We start from the raw sequence: 16,521 nt of genomic DNA on the forward strand, positions 1-16,521 counted from the left end.
GGGGTCGCCGCGAGGCGCGCCACCTGCCACGACTCACGGGAGGCAGCCGGCTGTGGCCAGCATCGACGACGCCGTACAGACCGAGGCTCCCCGCTCCCGGTCCCGGCTGCGCGGCGGGTTGGTGACCGTCGGCACGGTGGCCGCGCTGCTGGCCGCCATGGGCCTGACCGTTCTCGGGTTGGGCGCGGCGGACAACGCGGTGGCCAACTACGACGCGAGTTCCTGGTTGTGGAGCGCGGCGCGCAGCGAGTTGGCCCGGGTCAACGGGGTCACCGCGCGGGTGGACACCCGCACCGAGATCCCCGCGGCCCGGCAGCACCCGATGCAGATCACCCAGACCGACCGGCTGCTGCTCCTGCGTGACCTGCAGACCGGGCAGATCAGCTCACTGGACCTGGCCACCCTCCAGCTGAGCGCGACCACCCGGACCACCCCCGGTCTGGGCGTGAGTGTGGCCCTGCACGAGGACGCGGCGTTCGTCGTCGACGCCGTGCAGGGCATCGTGCGGCAGCTCGACCCGCGGTCGTTGACTCCGGTCGGTGAACCGGTGCGCTATCCGCCGGGCATCACCGGCGGCACCTTCGACGGGAAGGGTCGGCTCTGGATCGCGGTGCCCAGTCAGGGCACCGTCTCGGCGATCACCGCGGCCAAGCTGCCGTCCGCGCCGGCGTCGGCCGCGCCCGCGGGTGCCGGGCTCAGCCCGCAGCAGGTCGAGTCGTACGACGTCGCTGACGCCAGCCACGACCTGGCCGTGTCCACCCTGGACGATGGTGTGGTGGTGCTCGACCGGACGGCCGGCAGGTTGGTGCGGGTGCAGGGCGGTGAGGTTCACCCGACGCCGCTGACGCTGTCGGGCACGGCGGCGCTGCCGACGCGCACCAGCGGCTCCCGGGTGCCGGTCACGGTGACCGCCGACCGGCGGGTGCTGGTGGTGGGTGACGGTGGGCAGGAGAGCGCATTCACCGTGCCGGGTGAGGGGGATCGGCTCAGTCCGGCGGTGGCCTGGGCGGACCGGTTCTACTGTGCCGACGAGGCCACCGGCACCATCTACTCCTTCGACGCGGCCGGTCAGCTGGTCGAGACCATCCGCGGGCGGGCCAACGGGCCGCTGGAGCTGGAGGTCCGGGAGAACCACCTGTTCATCAACGCCCCCGACTCGGCGACCGCGCGGGTGGTGGACGACAAGCACCAGGTGCGCGAGGTCAACAAGTACGCCAACGATGTGCTCGGCGGCGACCCGCCGCCGGTTGCCCCGCCGCCGCCTCCGCCGAAGAAGCCCCGGGTGGGTAAGCCGAGCGCCCCGCGCAGCGTCACCGCCGCCGCCGGCAACGCCCAGGCGCGGGTGAGTTGGCGTCCGGCCGCCGCCAACGGCGCCGAGATCATCAAGTACGTGGTGGAGGGCGCCGACCAGCGTCTGGAGGTGGGCGCCAACCAGCGTGCGGTGGAGGTCAAGGGTCTGACCAACGGCGAGACGTACCGGTTCTCGGTGCACGCTGTCAACGCCAAGGGTGACGGTCCGGCGCGCACCAGCAACCCGGTGACGCCGACCGCCGCGGTGCCCGACCCGCCGGCGAGCGTCACCGCGCAGGAACGCCCGGACGGCACGGTGCTGGTGAAGTGGCCGGCCGCGAACGGGCAGGGCAACGCCATCGCGAGGTACGCGGTGACGGCCAGTTCGGCGGGGACGAACGCGCCGGCCGGCGAGTCGACCAAGACGGAGCTGGTGGTGCCCGCCGGTGAGTTGGAGTACGGCACCCAGTACGCGTTCACCGTGGTGGCGGTCAACAGCAAGGGCGCCGGGTCGGCGGCGTCGCCGGTCAGCAACACGGTGGTGCCGTTCGCGGCGCCCGGTCGGCCGCTGGAGTTGCGCGCCGGCACGGTCGCCAACCAGCCGGGTGCGGTGACGGTGCAGTGGGCACCGGCCGAGGCCAACGGTCGGCCGGTGACGAAGTACCTGGTGGACGTGGGTGGGCGGGTCAGCGAGGTGACTGAGACCCGCACGACCGTCACCGGGCTGGGCAACGGCCAGAACGTCACGGTGAAGGTGAAGGCGGTCAACGAGGCGGGGCCGGGCCCGGAGGCCACCGCGACCGCCCGTACGGTCGCCGAGCCCCGGGTCACCGTGACCGGTTCGTCGTCGACGGCGACCGGGGCGACTGTCACGTTCACCGTGGACGCTGGCGGCGGTCAGGCCGCCTGCTCGCTGAGCACGCCGGGTGAGCCGGCGAAGGCCGGGGCGTGCTCCAGCATCACGATGACGGGCCTCACGCCGGGCACCGACTACACGTTCACGGTGACGGCCACCAACGCCGCCGGTAAGGGCACGGCGAAGACGGGCGAGAAGACGCTGCCGCTGTACGGCATCGCGACGTGCCGCAACGGCGCGTCCGGGCCCGAGGCGACCTACTGTGACCGGGACCGGGACGGCCGCAACGGCAACGAGATCTTCTCGGTCGCCCGGCAGGACAACGACAAGCAGGTGGGCTGGGCGAAGCCTGGCAGCCGACTCCAGGCGTACTGCAAGAAGTCTGGTGAAGAGGTCTACGCCTACATCTACAACAACGACAAGCGCAGCACCTGGTGGGTGCAGGTCAACTACGAGGGAAAGAACTACATCCCGTGGGCCTGGCTCAACCTGGAGGGCGGCGACAACATCAACACCCTGCCCACCTGCTGAAACACCAGGCAAGGAGCACCACCGACCGTGAACACCCACGAGCCGCTCACCCAGCCGGAGGTGCAGGGTTTCGCCGCCCTGGCCGCCCGGCTGGCCGAGAACGTCAACGCGGTGGTGCTCGGCAAACCGCAGGTGGTCCGGTTGGCGCTGACCGCGCTGTTCGCCCAGGGGCACGTGCTGCTGGAGGACGTGCCCGGGGTCGGGAAGACGACCCTGGCCCGCGCCATCGCGGCCACGGTGAAGGGTCAGTGGCGGCGCATCCAGTTCACGCCTGACCTGCTCCCCTCGGACGTGTCCGGTGTGACGATCTTCAACCAGGCGAGTCGGGACTTCGAGTTTCACCCGGGGCCGGTCTTCGCCAACATCGTCATCGCCGACGAGATCAACCGGGCGTCGCCGAAGACCCAGTCGGCGCTGCTGGAGGTGATGGAGGAACGCACCGTCACCGTGGACGGGGTCCGGCACCCGGTGCCGTCGCCGTTCCTGGTGGTGGCCACGCAGAACCCGGTGGAGATGGACGGCACCTACCGGCTGCCCGAGGCGCAGTTGGACCGGTTCCTGGTGAAGCTGTCCGTGGGGTACCCGGACGAGGCGGTCGAGGTCGAGGTGCTGCGCGGTGCGACGGTGCGCTCCCCCGAGGCGCTCGCCCCGATCACCGACACCGCCACCGTCGGGGAGATGGTCCGGATGGCCCGCCGGGTGCACATCGCCGAGCCGCTCTACGCGTACGCGGTGCGGCTGGCCGCGGCCACCCGCACCCACCCGCAGGTCCGGGTCGGGGTCAGCCCCCGGGGCGTGATCGCGTTGACCCGCGCGGCGTGCGCGTACGCGCTGATCGACGGGCGGGGCTGGATCATGCCGGAGGACCTGAAGGCGCTCGCCGAGGCGGTGTTCGCGCACCGGCTACTCCTCACCCCGGACGCCCAGGTGCGCGGGGTGACCGCCGCGGAGGTGTTGCGGCAGGCCGTCGCCTCGGTGCCGGTGCCGCTGCCGTCGGGGCAACCCGCTCCGGTGCAGGGCTGACCGGCAGCACCGCGATGGGGATCACCGCCCGGGGAGTCGGGCTGCTCGTCGCCGCCGTCCTGCTGCTGGGGGCGGGTTTCCGGTTCGCGTACCCCGAGTTGACGCTGCTCGGCGCGGCGGCCGGCGCGGCCGTCGGCTACGCCGCGCTGGTCGCCCTCTGGCGGCCCCGGTTGACGGTGACCCGCCGGGCGGACCCGGACCGGGTGGCGCGCGGCGAGCCGGCGAACATGACGTTGACCGTGCGTAACACCGGCCGGTTGCGGTCGGCGAACCTGCTGGCCGAGGACCGGTGCGGCGACCGGAGTGTGCCGGTGCCGGTGCTGCGGTTGCGGCCCGGCCGCGACACCGAGGTCCGCTACGACGTGCCGACCGACCGTCGTGGGGTGGTGCCGGTCGGTCCGCTGCGGGTGACCCGCCGCGACCCGCTGGGGTTGGTGGCGCTGGCCCGCCCGTACGGTGCGGCGGTGCCGGTCTGGGTGCACCCCCGGATCCACCCGTTGACGGCGGTGCCCCGAGGGGCGGGGCGCAGCCTCGACGGCCGGGTGGACGGGGTCCCGCACGGGTCGATCACGTTCGACTCGCTGCGCGAGTACGTGGTCGGCGACGAGCTGCGCCGGGTGCACTGGCGCACCAGCGCCCGGGTGGGTGAGCTGATGGTGCGGGAGAACGTGGACACCAGCCTGCCGCGCCTGGTCGTCCTGTTGGACAACCGCGTGGCCGCGCACCCGGGGCGGGTCGGTGGGGTGGCGGAGTCGTTCGAGTCGGCCTGTGAGGCGGCGGCATCGGTCGTCACCGCCGCGCACCGCGCCGACCTGCCGGTGCTGCTGCTGGTGGCCGCCGTCGAGCCGACCGACGCACCCGACGGTGAGGCCGACGCCGCGCTCGGGCCGTTGGACCGGCTCGCCGCCGCCGACCTGTCCAGCGACGGGGACGCGGTGCGCGCGGCCACCACCCGGCTGCGGCAGGACCGGCTCGGCGACACGCTGATCTTCCTGACCGGGCCGGGTGGCCGCGACGAGTTGGGGCACGTCGGGGCGCTGCGCGGGGCGTACCCGTCGGTGGTGGTCGGGGTGTTCGGCGCGACCGAACCGACCCCGCCGGGCGCCGCCGGCCTGGTGGTCGTCGACGCGGCGGACGGCGCGCAGTTCGCCGCCGAGTGGGACGGGGTACGCCGGTGGTGACGCGCGCCGGGCGGCTGGTGCGGGCGGCGGTCCTTCCGCTGGTGTTGATCGGGCTGACGGCGCTCGCCGGGGTGGCGCTCGGCCGGGTGTACGCCGGTGGCCTGCTGGCCTGGCTGGTCGTCGGGGCGGCGGCGGGCTCGGTGCTGGTCAGCGTGGCCGCCCGGCGGCTGCCGTCGTGGCTGGTGGCGCCGGTGTCGATCGCTGCGATGGCCGGCTGGACACTGTGGTCGCTGCGGCTGGCCGCCACCCGCGCCGAGGTGCCGGGCGGCCTGCTGGAGGTCACCGCGGACGCCGCCCGCAACGGCATCCCCCGGCTGCTCACCGCGATGATCCCGGTGGAGCCCACCCCGGACACGGTGCTGGTCCCCGTCGTCGCCGCCTGGCTGGCCGGGTTGGCCGGCGCGGAGGTGGCGCTGCGCACGGGCCGGGTGCTGCTGGGCTACCTGCCGGCGGCGGGGCTCTACGCCGCCGCCCTCTACGTGGTCGGCCCGAACGCCGCACCGGCGGTCGGGGCGACGGTGGCGTTCGTCGCGGTCGCGGCGCTCGGCCTGGCCGCACCCACGGGCACGGCGACCGGTGGCGGCGACCCGACGGCCGATCTGGCCCCCCGGGTACGCGCGGCGGTGCGGCTGCGGCTGGCCGCCAGCGCGGCGCTCGGGGTGGCCCTGGTGGTCGGGCTGGTCGCGCTGCTCGGCCCGGTCGTCGCGAAGCAGGTCGACGGCCGGCCGGTGGACCCACGCCGGTACGTGGAGCCGCCGCAGGTGCAGACCCTCGACGAGAACCCGCTGATCCGGATCTCCGGCTGGGCGCTGCACCCGGAGCAGAAGCTCCTCGACGTCAGCACGGAACGCCTCAGCGCCGAGGCGGCGGACCCGGCGGCGCAGACCGCCCGCGGTGTGCGGATCCGGTTGGCGGTCCTCAGCGACTACGACGGGGTGACCTGGCGGGTCGGCGCGACGTACCGCAACGCCGGCCGGATCCTGCCGGCCGCGACCGCGCCCCGGGACAGCACGGTGCAGACGGTCCGTCAGCAGATCAGCGTGGCCGAGTTGAGCGGTCGGCTGCTGCCCGCCGTGGCGACACCTCAGGAGGTCAGCGGCGCGCGGGTGGCGTACGACCCGGCCAGCGGCACACTGATCCGGCCGGAGGGGCTCACGCCGGGGCTTCGGTACACGGTGACCTCCGCCGAGGAGCACCCCGATTCGAATCTGTTGGCCACCGCTAACGTGCCCGCCGGTGACGAGGTGGCCCGGGTGCTGCGGGTCGCCGACGGGGTGCCCGACCCGATGCGCCGGCTCGCCGCGCAACTCGCCGAGGAGAACGGCGCGCCGTTCGCGCGGGCGTCGGCGATCGAGCAGTTCCTGGCCGAGCACTACCGGGTGGTGGCGGACGCGCCGAGCGGGCACGCGTACCCGAATCTGGGTTTCTTCCTGTTCGGGCCCCGCAACGGCGGCGGGCAGGAGGGCACCTCGGAGCAGTTCGCGGCGGCGTTCGCGGTCCTCGGCCGGCTCTCCGGGCTGCCGACGCGGGTGGTGGTGGGCTTCCGCAGCAGCGGGCAGGGGCCGGTGCTGGCCGGTGACGCGTACGCCTGGCCGGAGGTGCTCTTCGACGGTCTGGGGTGGGTGTCGTTCGACCCGCTGCCCCGCCCCGACAACGAACCACGGCCGGTGGAGGAGGATTTCCGTCCGACGCCGGAGGACCCGCCGCCGTCGGAGGCGCCGGCACCGACGGTCGAGCCGAGCGCCTCACCGGAGCCGGTGGCCGCCGCCGACGCCCCGCCCGGCAGGGACGGGGTTCCCACCCCGGTGCTGGTGGCCGGCGGCAGCGGCGGTCTGCTGCTGGTGGTGGGGGCACTCCTGCTCACCCTGGTGGCGATGCGCCGTTCCCTCACCCGCAGCCGGCTCGGGCGCGGCGACCCCGGCCAGCGCATCGCCGGCGCCTGGCGGGAGGTCACCGACGCGCTGCGGCTGGCCGGGAGACCAGTCGGGGACGACCTGGCCGCCACGGAGGTCGCCAGGCACGCCCGCCAGGCCCTCGCCGACGCCCGAGCCGATGGCCCCGGCGAGGGCGACACCGTCGACGGGCCGGCCGTCGACGAGTTGGCGACCCTGCTCAACCAGGTGGGCTTCGCTCCCGGCGCCACCACGCCCGAGCAGGCCGCCCGGGCCGCCGAGGTGGCCAGCGCCTATGTGGACACCCTGCGCTCCGCGCGCCCCTGGTGGGGCCGCCTGCTCTGGTCCATCCACCCCTCCCCCCTGCGCCGCGCCCGCCAATCCCCCCGGTGATCAAGAAGTTTGCGTCACCCTGAGGCCCGTTCCTGACGCAAACTTCTTGATCACCGGCGGCAACGCCCCCGGAGGCGGCGGGGCGTTCCGGTGCGGTAGCCGGTCAGGCGGTGAGCCGGCGGATGAGTTTGCGCATGCCGGCCTGCCAGCCGTCCGGGTCCTCGGCGCGGCGGCGCGCGTAGTCGGCGACCTCGGCGTGCGGCAGGATCAGGAACCGTTCCTCGGCCAGGCCGGCGATGGCCGCCTCGGCGACCTGGTCCGGGGTGAGCACCGCCCCGGAGGCGGCCACCACCCGGGCGCCCAAGTGACCCTCGGCGAGGCCGTCGGCGAGCATCGGGGTGTCCACCCCCTGCGGGCAGAGCGCGCTGACCCGGATGCCCCGGTCCCGGTAGGTGATGGCCAGCCACTCGGCGAAACCCACCGAGGCGTGCTTTGTCGCGGTGTACGCCGCGTCGCCCACCGCGGTCAGCACACCCGCCGCCGAGCAGGTGTGCAGCAGGTGCCCGCCACCCCGGGCGAGCATTCCGGGCAGCACCGCGCGGGCCGAGTAGACATGGGCGAGCACGTTGACCCGCCACGCGCGGTCCCAGCCGGCGTCGTCGACCTCCACCCCCCCGCCGGTGGTCACCCCCGCGTTGGCGCAGAACAGGTCGATCCGGCCGTACCGCTGCTCGGTGTCGGCGACCACCGCGCGGACCTGCTCCTCGTCGGTGACGTCGAGGGCGCGGGCGTGCGCGACCGGGCCGATTCCTTCGGCCACCGCGCGGGCCGCGTCGGCGTCCAGGTCGGCGACCACCACGGCCGCGGCGCCCTCGGTGGCGAACCGGCGCGACAATGCCGCGCCGATGCCTCCGGCCCCGCCGGTGACGACCACGATCCGGTCGGTGAGGTTCACGCGGACGCCTCCACCAGGTTGGTGCCCAACCGGGCGATGAGGCTCAGCAGCGCGGTCGCGCCGCCGGCGGTGACCTCGGGGGTGGGCAGCAACGCGATGATCGGCACGTCCACACCGTTGTCGGCGTAGCGGCGTACCTCGGCCCGGCACCGCTGCGGCGAACCGTGCAGCACCAACGCGTCGACCACGTCGTCCGGCACGGCCGCGCTCGCGCCGCGCCGGTCACCGGCGGCCCAGGCCGCCCACATGGGCGCGAGCACCTCGTCGCGGCCGAGCCAGCGGTGGAACTCGGCGTACGCCGGAACGGTGAGGTAGCTGGTGATGAGCCGGCGGCCCAACGCCCGGGCGTAGGTGACGTCCTCGGTGGGGCAGACGAAGATCCGGGCGGCCACCTCGAAGCCGGGGCGGCGCTCACCCACCTCGGTGAGGGCCCGTGGCACGTCGTCGGGGCTGAGCCAGTTGAGGATGACCCCGTCGGCCTCCGCGCCGGCCAGCCGGAGCATCCCCGGGCGCAGGGCGGCGAGCAGCAGCGGCGGCGGCACCGCCGGCGGTCGCTCCAGGGTGAACCGGCGTACGGCGAACGTGTCGTACGCGCCGTCGACCGTCTCACCGCGCAGCGCGGCGCGCAGGAAACGCAGGACGTCGCGGGTGCGGCGGAACGGTTCCTCGAACGGCACCGCGTTCCAGTCCTGGACGAGCACGGGTGAGGACGCGCCGATGCCGAGCGAGAACCGGCCCGGCGCGGCTTCGGCCAGCGCCGCCGCGCTCATCGCCAACAGCCCGGGGCCCCGGGTGAAGACCGGCGTGACCGCGGTGCCGAGCCGCAGCCCGGGCTGCCAGGCCGCGGCGAGCGCCAGCGGGGTGAACGCGTCGGCCCCGGCGACCTCGGACGACCAGACGTCGGTGAACCCGGCCCGCTCGAGGGCCGCGTAGGCCGCGTCGTGGTGCGCCAACGCGATCCCGCCCAATGGCACCGTCATGCCCCATCGATTCGTCACCGATCGATCGTGCCCGTTGACCGGGGTCCGGGCAAGATCCTCGGGTTGGGCATAATCGCCGGTTTCCGGCCGGGCGGCCGGTGGGAAGTGCTACCACTTCGAGGTGGACCGGACCGACGGCGCAGGTCGCTGACCATGGGTTCCAGGGGGGCGGGACACCTGGAGCCGGTCCCTGCGGTGACCACGCCCGGCCGGGCGACGTTCCTGGAGCTCGTCTTCGACCTGGTGTACGTCTTCGCGCTCACCCGCATCTCGGCGCGCGCGTTCGAGGACCTCACCGAGGTCCCGGGTGGGGAGCACGGCTGGGGGACGGTCACCGGCAGCGGCAAGACACTGCTGTTGCTGCTCGCGCTCTGGGCGGTCTGGCAGGGCACCGCGTGGACGACCAGCCGGTACGACCCGTACCGGGTGCCGTTGCAGACGGTGGTGGTCACCGCGTTGGTGTGCAGCATGGTGATGGGGGTGGCGGTCCCCCGGGCGTTCAGCGAGACCGCGCTGATGTTCGCGGTGGCGTACGTGGTCGCGCAGGTGAGCCGGCCGGTGATCCTGTCGATCGCGCTGGGTGCGCACCCGTACCGCCGGCTGAAGGTGCGCATGGCGGTGATCTACGCCGTCAGCGGGGTGTTCTGGATCAGCGGCTCGCTGTTGAGCACGAACGCGCAGGTGGTGTTCTGGGTGGTGGCGCTGACCATCGAGTACGTGGCCGGCCGCTGTGGCTGGCCGGTGCCCGGGTTGGGTCGTTCGACGATCTCCAAGTGGGAGATCGCCGGTGAACACCTGGCCGAGCGGTACCAGCAGTTCTTCCTCGTCGCGCTGGGCGAGACGATCCTGGTGGCGGGGTTCGCCTACAGCCGGGGGCCGTACCGGAGCGGGCACGCCTGGGCGTTCGCGCTGGCGCTCGCCACCTCGGTCATGTTGTGGCGCATCTACGTGCAGCGGGCCGGGCGGATCCTGGGCGAGGCGGTGATGAAGGCCCGCCATCCCGCCTCCATCGGCCGGTCGGCGGCCGACACCCATCTGGTGATGGTGATCGGTCTCGCCGCCACCGCGGTCGGGTACGAGCTGATCATCGATCATCCGCTGGAGCGGATCCCGGGGCCCTGGCTGGCCATGGTCCTCGGCGGCCCCGCCCTGTTCCTGGCCGGGCGGGCCCGCCTGGAGTACGAGGTCTTCTCCCGGGTCTCCCCGTCCCGGTGGATCGCCCTGCTGGTGCTGGTGGCCTCGGCGGTGCCGCTGCTGTTCCTGCCGGGTGTGGTCGCCACCGGGGTCGGGGCGCTGGTGTTGGCCGCGGTCGCGGTGGCCGACGCCCGCCGGGCCCGTGGCGCCCCACCGGAGGCCGCCGCGCCGCCGTTCTGAGCAGCGCGGGCCGATGTCGGGGCGGCGCGGGAGGTTACTCTCGGCCGGTGACTTTCTCGATCGTCGCCCGCTCCGCCGACGGCCGCCTGCACGGCGTTGCCGTCGCCAGCAAGTTCCTCGCCGCCGGGGCCCTGGTGCCGGCCGCCGCCGCCGAGGTGGGCGCGCTGGCCACCCAGGCGCACGCCAACCCCGCCTACCGACCCCAGGGCCTCACCCTGCTGCGCACCGGGGTGGCCGCCGCCGACGTGGTGGCCGGGCTGATCGCCGCCGACCCCGAGCGGGACCACCGCCAGCTCGGCGTCGTGGGGGCCAGCGGCGCGGGTGCCAGCTGGACCGGGCCGGCCTGCCATCCGTGGGCCGGCGGCCGCACCGGCGACGGCTGGGCCGCACAGGGCAACATCCTCACCGGGCCGGAGGTCGTCGACGCCCTCGGTACGGCCTGGCAGGCGGGCACGGCGCTGCCGTTCGCCGAGCGGCTGGTCGCCGCGCTGCGGGCCGGCGACGAGGCCGGCGGCGACCGGCGGGGCCGGCAGAGCGCCGGGCTGCTGGTGGTCGAGCGGGGCGGCGGGTACGGCGGCACCAGCGACGTGGTGGTGGACCTGCGCGTGGACGACCACCCGGACCCGGTCGCCGAGCTGGGTCGCCTGCTCGCGGTGCACACCATGCTGTTCGGCCGGCCCGACCCGGCCACCCTGCTCGACCTGAGCGGCGCGGTCGCCGCCGAGGTGGCGGCGCTGCTCGCCGCGCTGGGCCATCCGGTCCACGAGGGCGGGACGGAAGCGGCGTTGATCTCCTGGGCCGGGATCGAGAACCTGGAGGAGCGGTTGGTGCCGGGGCGGATCGACCCGGTGGTGCTGACGCACCTGCGCGGTGTCGCGCCGCACGTCCCCGCCCCGCGCTCCGCGAGCTGACCCGACCGCGCGCCCGGATCGACTCCGTCGGTCGGCTCAGCCCTTGACCCGGGGCACCAGCCGGTGCACGACTGTCAACACCAGCGCCATCACCACCGCCATCGTGCCGGCGATCCCCGCGGCGCTGCCCGCGTACCCGACGAACAGGGGGCGGCGGGACAGCTCCTGCGGCCCGGTGCCGCGCAGGTCCAGCAACCAGGACAGGGAGAGCCCGCAAGCGACCAGGGCGAGCACACCGCCGACCCCGAGCACCAGCGCCGCGACGCGGTGCGCGTCGCCGGGGGCGATCTCGGCCTGCTCCCGCTGGGTGACCAGCAGGAGCAGCCCGGCCAACGCCGCCCACACACCCACCACGAGGTACGCGGCGACAGCGTCGCTGGGCCGGTGCCAGCCGGCGGAGAGGGTGCTGACTCCGGCGACGGCGGCGTAGGCGGCACCGATGAACGCACCGGCGGCCCGCACCTTGCGGGGCAGCACGAGCATCAGGGCGACCGCCACCGAGGCGGCCACCGTGGCGTGCCCGCTGGGCAGGCTGTTGCCCACCGCGGCGCGTTCCGGGTCGAGACCGTAGTCGGGCCGGTTCAGCCCGTACTTCAGCAGTTGCGTCGTGACGTTCGCGCCGGCGATCAGCAGGGTCGCGGTGATCGCCAGGGCGATCCGCCCCCGGATCAGCGCGATGAACCCGATCATCGCGGTGGCGGCCAGCAGCGAGACCACCGACATCGCGTTGAGGATCCGGTCGACCGGACCGTCGATGGTGTCCTGCCCGATCCGGTTGCCGGTGAGGGCGACGGTGTCCACCCACTGGCCGATCTCGAAGTGCACGGCCACCCGCCATACGGCGAGGAAGGCGGCAGCCTGAACCAGGGCCAGTACGACCAACCAGACCGCGGTCCAACCCCGTGCCGTCGCGCGCATCCGCACACCGTAGCGGCAGGTGTCAGCGGCCCAAGCGGTGGCCCGCCGTCAATCGCCGGTTAGGTTGTGCCGGAGGCGAGGAGGCGGTGGTGAGCGAAACTCCGGAGCGCGACAGCGGCCCGACCGAGCCCGGCGAGGGGCAGCTCAGCGGCACCGACGCGGGGTCGACAGGGCCGGCGCGGGCCGACGCGGACACCGCTGCGGCAGCGCCGGCGCGGGCCGAGTCGCTGACGGATCTGCTGGGCGGGCGACGCGGTGCCATCGATGCCACACTGCCGCCGCTGGCGTTCGCGGTGGGCTGGTTGCTGGGCGGCGAGTCGCTCTGGGGCGGGGTCGGTGCGGCGCTGGCAGTGGGCGCGGTGGTGGCCGGCGTACGCCTGCGTCGGGGCGATCGGCCGCGCTCGGTGCTGATCGGGCTGCTGGCGGTCTGCGTCGCGGCGTTGGTCGCGGTGCGCACCGGCCGGGCGGAGGACTTCTTTCTGATCCAGGTGCTCTCCAACGCCGCGAGCGCTCTGGCGTGGACGGTCAGCATCGTGGTGCGCTGGCCGCTGCTCGGCGTGCTGGTCGGCGCGGTGCTGGGCCAGCGTGCCCGGTGGCGGCGCGACCCGGTGCTGCTGCGCGGGTACGGCCGGGCCAGTTGGGTGTGGGCGGCGACCTACCTGCTGCGCGTGGCCGTGTTCGTGCCGCTGTACCTGGGTGGGCAGGTGCTCGCGTTGGTGGTGGCCCGGGTGGCGCTGACCTGGCCGCTGGTCGCCGCGGCGTTGGCGCTGAGCTGGGTGGTGCTGCGGCGGTCGCTGCCGGCCGGGCACCCGGGGCTGCGTCACCCGGTCGCGCCGCCGCGCTGACCGGGCCGGGCGCGGCCGGATGCGGGGCAAAAAAAGTGGAGAGGCCGCCACGGGGGGAGCGGCCTCTCCGGTGACGTACGTTACTCCGTCACGTGCCTCGGTGTGATCCCGCGACGGCCCGAATTTCTGGGCTTTTTCGCGGCTAGCTTCAGTCCGGGCGGTGGGGCGGGCCGGCCGATCCGCTGCGTCGGCCAGATGGCCGGCCCACCCCGGCCTGACCGTGGGTGTCAGGCCGTCCGCCAGCCCCGGTCCGTCGTTCCCCGGACCGGGGCCGGACCCCGGGGTGGGCGGGGTCCACGCCACCCACCCCGGGTCGTCTCAGCCGTTCGGGAACAGGCTGCCGTAGTCGGCGTACGCCATGGCGACGTCCGCCTGCGCCCAGAACCGGTGGTAGTTGAACTCGGGCTCCGCACCACCGTCCAGGTACGCCTGCACCTTGGGCCAGTCCGGGTCGTTCTTGTAGAAGGACCGGATGTCGAGGAAGCTCTTGCCGGCGGCGATGGCGTCGCCGTTCGGCATCTCCCCGGTCCAGCCCGACGGGACGTAGAGGCCCTGCCCGGTGGACGCGTTGTAGACGTCGTCGAAGCGCCGGTAGTCGCCACGCTTCTCCGTGGTGGAGACGCCCTTGGTGTCGCTGGCGGCCGACAGCGCGTCGAGCAGCCCCTTGGCGGTGTCCTTCGCCGCCACGTTGCCGGACTTGGCCGCGTACGCGATCAGGGTCCGGGCGTAGGCGGCGGTGACGCCGACGTCCTGGCCCTTCACCGTGACCTCGACGTGCAGGTTGGTGTTGGGCTGCGGGTTGGACGGGTTCCAGGTGGTCGGCTGACCGCTCCACGCCATGTCCGACGGGATCGACCAGTTGGTGCCGAGGGTGGTGTTGGCGATCGCCCAGGGCACCCACTTGTCGAGCAGCGCCTTGGCCTTCGCGTTGCCGGTCTGGAGGTACAGCTCGGCGATGCGCTGCATCGACCAGGCCTGCATGCCGAACCACTGGTTCGACGGCGGGTCGTTGTAGACCGGGTCGACGTCGTAGAACATGCCGTAGAAGGTGCTGGTGCCCGACGGCGGCTGGCCGTAGTGGCCGTCCCAGCTGTTGGTGGCACCGCCGGCGATGCCGCCCTCGGCGGACTGCAGCCAGGTGTAGAACTCCAGCTGCCGGTCGAAGCTCTTGGTCCAGTCGGAGACCGCGGTCGACGACTGCGGCTTGAGCTCCGGGGTGTTGGTCAGCGCCCAGGCCGCGAACGGGTTCTGGTAGCCGAAGTGGCTGTGGCTGGAGCCGATGCGCCAGGACCAGTTCTGGCTGGTCTCGTACGCGCCGCCCCAGGCGTAGTACCAGGACAGCAGGTAGTGCGCGGAGTCCCGGCCGCTGCCGGCGGGGCAGGCGCTCGCCCCGACGCAGTTACCGATCTTCTTGAAGTACTTGTCGAACATCGCGTACCGCAGGTAGTCGCCCATCTTGGCGGCCTTGGTGATGGTGGCTGCGACGTCGGCCTGCTTGTTCTGCGCCTTGGCCCAGGTCAGCGCCCAGTACGCGGCCTGCACGGCGCGGGCGTCGGCGTCCGGGGCGTTGGTGTACTTCCACTGCTTGGCGGGGGCACCGGTGTCCTTGACGAACAGGTCGAGGTAGCCGTACTGACCGCCGTGCGCGAAGGTGTCGCAGGACGGCTGCGGGACGGTCTCCCAGACCGATTCCTGGGTGCCCCGCTGGAAGGTGTTGATGTAGGCCGGCTTGGTGGTGCCGTCACCGCAGCGGCCGAAGCCGTAGGTGTTGTCGACGTCGATCAGCCAGTGCATGCCGTAGATGTCGCCGGTGCCGTAGGTGGACTGCAACTCCGAGCGGAGCGGGTCCTGGCCGACCGGGACGTTCGGGTCCAGCGCCGAGGGGTACTGGCTGGGCAGGTTGTACTCCGCGGCGTACTGCGGCGTGCCGGCGGAGCCAGAGGTCGGCTGGTCGGCGTGCGTCGGGATGATGTACTTCTCCATCACCGTCCAGGCGTTGTTGAACGGGGCCCAGTTCTGGGTGACCCGCCCGTAGTTCGCCTCCAGCCAGAGCCAGAAGCTGAACGCCTCGGAGGTCGTCTCGTGACCGTGGTCGGGGGCTTCCACGATCAGCGTCTCGACCGAGTGGTACGGCACGCCCTCGGGGCTGAAGTACCCCGAGTTCTTGATCTTGCCGTACTGCTCGAGGAACTTCGCGATGTAGGCGTTGTCGCCACCCGGGGCGTCGTTGTCGATCTCGGTGGCGGTGACCGCCAGCGAAGCGATACCCGTGGCGGAGGCGGTGATCGTGGCGGCGCCGCCGACGGTGTCGGTGTCCTCCGCCGCGGCGACCGTGACGGTGACCCCGGTGTTCCAGTTGCTCGGGGTCAGCGTGACGGTGCTCGGCGAGACCGTGACGTCGGAGTCACCGCTGCGGGTGAGGGTGACCGGCACGTTGGCCGTCGGCGCGGCGCTGAGCTTCAGGTTGAAGGTGGTGGTGCCACCCTCGTTGACGCTCACCGCGGACGGGGTGGCGATCAGCGTCGGGCCGCTCGCGGTGCCGACGGTGAACGCCTTCTCGTCGACCCCGATGCCGTTGGCGTTGTCGTACGCCTTGGCCTGGACGGTGTAGCTGCCGGCCGGCAGGTCCTCCTGCGTGTAGGCGTACGGCGCGGTGGTGTCGGTGTTGATCAGCAGGCCGTTGCGGTAGAACTCGACCTTGCTGATCGTCCCGTCCGGGTCGCTGGCGGTGGCGGTCAGCGGCACGTCGGCCGGCGCGGTGAACGGACCGGACGGCAGGCCGAGGGAGACCGTCGGCGGCTGGTTGGCCGGGGTGCCGTTGCAGGGGGTGCCGTTGAGGGTGAACGAGGTGGGCTTCGGGTTGCTCCCCGTGTGGGCGCCGTTGAAGCCGATGGTGGTGGAGGCCCCGGTGGCCAGGTTGCCGTTGTACGACTCGTTGGTCGCGGTGACCTCGCTGCCGGACTGGCTGTAGCGGGCCGACCAGCCCTGGGTGACCCGCTGACCGCTGTTCGGGAAGGTCCACTTGAGCGTCCAGTTGTTGATCGGGTCGCCCAGGTTCTTGATGGTGATGTTGGCGGTGAAGCCGGTGTTCCAGTCGTTGGTCGCGTAGACCACGTCGCAGGCGGGCGCGGCCTGTGCGGCGCCAGCGGGCAGGGTCACCCCGCCGATGGCGAGCGCGGCGGCGGCGATGATCGCCACTCGACGGCGTCGTGCCAGTTGTCTCATGTGCGCGGTGTCTCCTCGGACCAGGCCGGGGTGGTCCCCGGCGAGGCGCCTGCCCGCGTGGGTGGTGGTCCGCGGGGATGTCGAGGCGCCGGGAAGGTGGTCTTCCCCGGGCCCGGCCGGGGGTAGGGCGGTGCGGCCCGCACGGGAGGGGGTCCCGCCGGCTGATCGGGTGACCGTGACCGGAGCTGGTGCTGCCGGCTGCCCTCG

General features: G+C 73.5%; 11 protein-coding genes. 7 read left to right on the forward strand and 4 right to left on the reverse strand.

From position 1 onward, the window contains the following. The first annotated feature begins 52 nt into the window (after positions 1 to 52). The 4 genes from EV382_RS14860 to EV382_RS14875 are packed head-to-tail and all read left to right on the forward strand — an operon-like array spanning position 53 to position 7,166. Positions 53 to 2,677, forward strand: a complete 2,625-nt coding sequence (locus tag EV382_RS14860) for a fibronectin type III domain-containing protein (RefSeq protein WP_244236700.1) — start codon at positions 53 to 55, stop codon at positions 2,675 to 2,677. A gap of 27 nt (positions 2,678 to 2,704) precedes the next feature. Continuing rightward, positions 2,705 to 3,700 carry an AAA family ATPase gene (locus tag EV382_RS14865; RefSeq protein WP_130402411.1) on the forward strand — a complete coding sequence of 332 codons (996 nt, stop codon included), beginning with the start codon at positions 2,705 to 2,707 and terminating at the stop codon, positions 3,698 to 3,700. A gap of 14 nt (positions 3,701 to 3,714) precedes the next feature. After that, positions 3,715 to 4,881, forward strand: coding sequence for a DUF58 domain-containing protein (locus EV382_RS14870; protein ID WP_130402413.1), 1,167 nt, complete (start codon positions 3,715 to 3,717; stop codon positions 4,879 to 4,881). Then, positions 4,875 to 7,166: a transglutaminase TgpA family protein gene (locus EV382_RS14875; protein WP_244236701.1), complete on the forward strand. Its 2,292-nt coding sequence runs from the start codon at positions 4,875 to 4,877 to the stop codon at positions 7,164 to 7,166. Before EV382_RS14870 ends, EV382_RS14875 begins: the two co-directional genes overlap by 7 nt. A 103-nt stretch (positions 7,167 to 7,269) precedes the next feature. On the opposite strand, the gene EV382_RS14880 is transcribed toward EV382_RS14875, so the two are convergent. Further along, positions 7,270 to 8,061, reverse strand: coding sequence for an SDR family oxidoreductase (locus EV382_RS14880; RefSeq protein ID WP_130402417.1), 792 nt, complete (start codon positions 8,059 to 8,061; stop codon positions 7,270 to 7,272). Beyond that, entirely contained in the window at positions 8,058 to 9,041 is a 984-nt protein-coding gene (locus EV382_RS14885; RefSeq protein WP_130402419.1) for an LLM class F420-dependent oxidoreductase, read from the reverse strand. Before EV382_RS14885 ends, EV382_RS14880 begins: the two co-directional genes overlap by 4 nt. 153 nt (positions 9,042 to 9,194) lie before the next feature. Here EV382_RS14885 and EV382_RS14890 point away from each other — a divergent pair, with 153 nt between their 5' ends. Both EV382_RS14890 and EV382_RS14895 read left to right on the forward strand, forming a co-directional pair. Continuing rightward, on the forward strand, positions 9,195 to 10,415 hold the full coding sequence (locus EV382_RS14890; RefSeq protein WP_130402421.1) for a low temperature requirement protein A: 1,221 nt from the start codon (positions 9,195 to 9,197) through the stop codon (positions 10,413 to 10,415). A 47-nt stretch (positions 10,416 to 10,462) separates the two neighbouring features. Further along, positions 10,463 to 11,326 carry a DUF1028 domain-containing protein gene (locus tag EV382_RS14895; RefSeq protein WP_130402423.1) on the forward strand — a complete coding sequence of 288 codons (864 nt, stop codon included), beginning with the start codon at positions 10,463 to 10,465 and terminating at the stop codon, positions 11,324 to 11,326. Positions 11,327 to 11,362: 36 nt separating this feature from the next. Here the strand turns inward: EV382_RS14895 and EV382_RS14900 are convergent, their stop codons facing one another. Then, positions 11,363 to 12,250 (reverse strand): phosphatase PAP2 family protein, encoded by an 888-nt coding sequence (locus EV382_RS14900; RefSeq protein WP_208758421.1) that lies wholly within the window; start codon positions 12,248 to 12,250, stop codon positions 11,363 to 11,365. Between the two features lie 230 nt (positions 12,251 to 12,480). Between EV382_RS14900 and EV382_RS14905 the strand changes: the two genes are divergently transcribed. Continuing rightward, positions 12,481 to 13,089 (forward strand): DUF3159 domain-containing protein, encoded by a 609-nt coding sequence (locus EV382_RS14905; protein WP_425271987.1) that lies wholly within the window; start codon positions 12,481 to 12,483, stop codon positions 13,087 to 13,089. A gap of 318 nt (positions 13,090 to 13,407) precedes the next feature. Here the strand turns inward: EV382_RS14905 and EV382_RS14910 are convergent, their stop codons facing one another. Beyond that, entirely contained in the window at positions 13,408 to 16,314 is a 2,907-nt protein-coding gene (locus EV382_RS14910; protein WP_130402427.1) for a glycoside hydrolase family 48 protein, read from the reverse strand. Positions 16,315 to 16,521 lie beyond the last annotated feature (207 nt).

This window comes from Micromonospora violae (assembly GCF_004217135.1).
GTDB classification, from domain to species: Bacteria; Actinomycetota; Actinomycetes; order Mycobacteriales; family Micromonosporaceae; genus Micromonospora; species Micromonospora violae.

Coding starts and splice junctions, on each gene's coding strand:
- EV382_RS14890 (WP_130402421.1), top strand. CDS start 9,195: ATGGGTTCCAGGGGGGCGGGACACCTGGAGCCGGTCCCTGCGGTGACC.
- EV382_RS14870 (WP_130402413.1), top strand. CDS start 3,715: ATGGGGATCACCGCCCGGGGAGTCGGGCTGCTCGTCGCCGCCGTCCTG.
- EV382_RS14885 (WP_130402419.1), bottom strand. CDS start 9,041: ATGACGGTGCCATTGGGCGGGATCGCGTTGGCGCACCACGACGCGGCC.
- EV382_RS14910 (WP_130402427.1), bottom strand. CDS start 16,314: ATGAGACAACTGGCACGACGCCGTCGAGTGGCGATCATCGCCGCCGCC.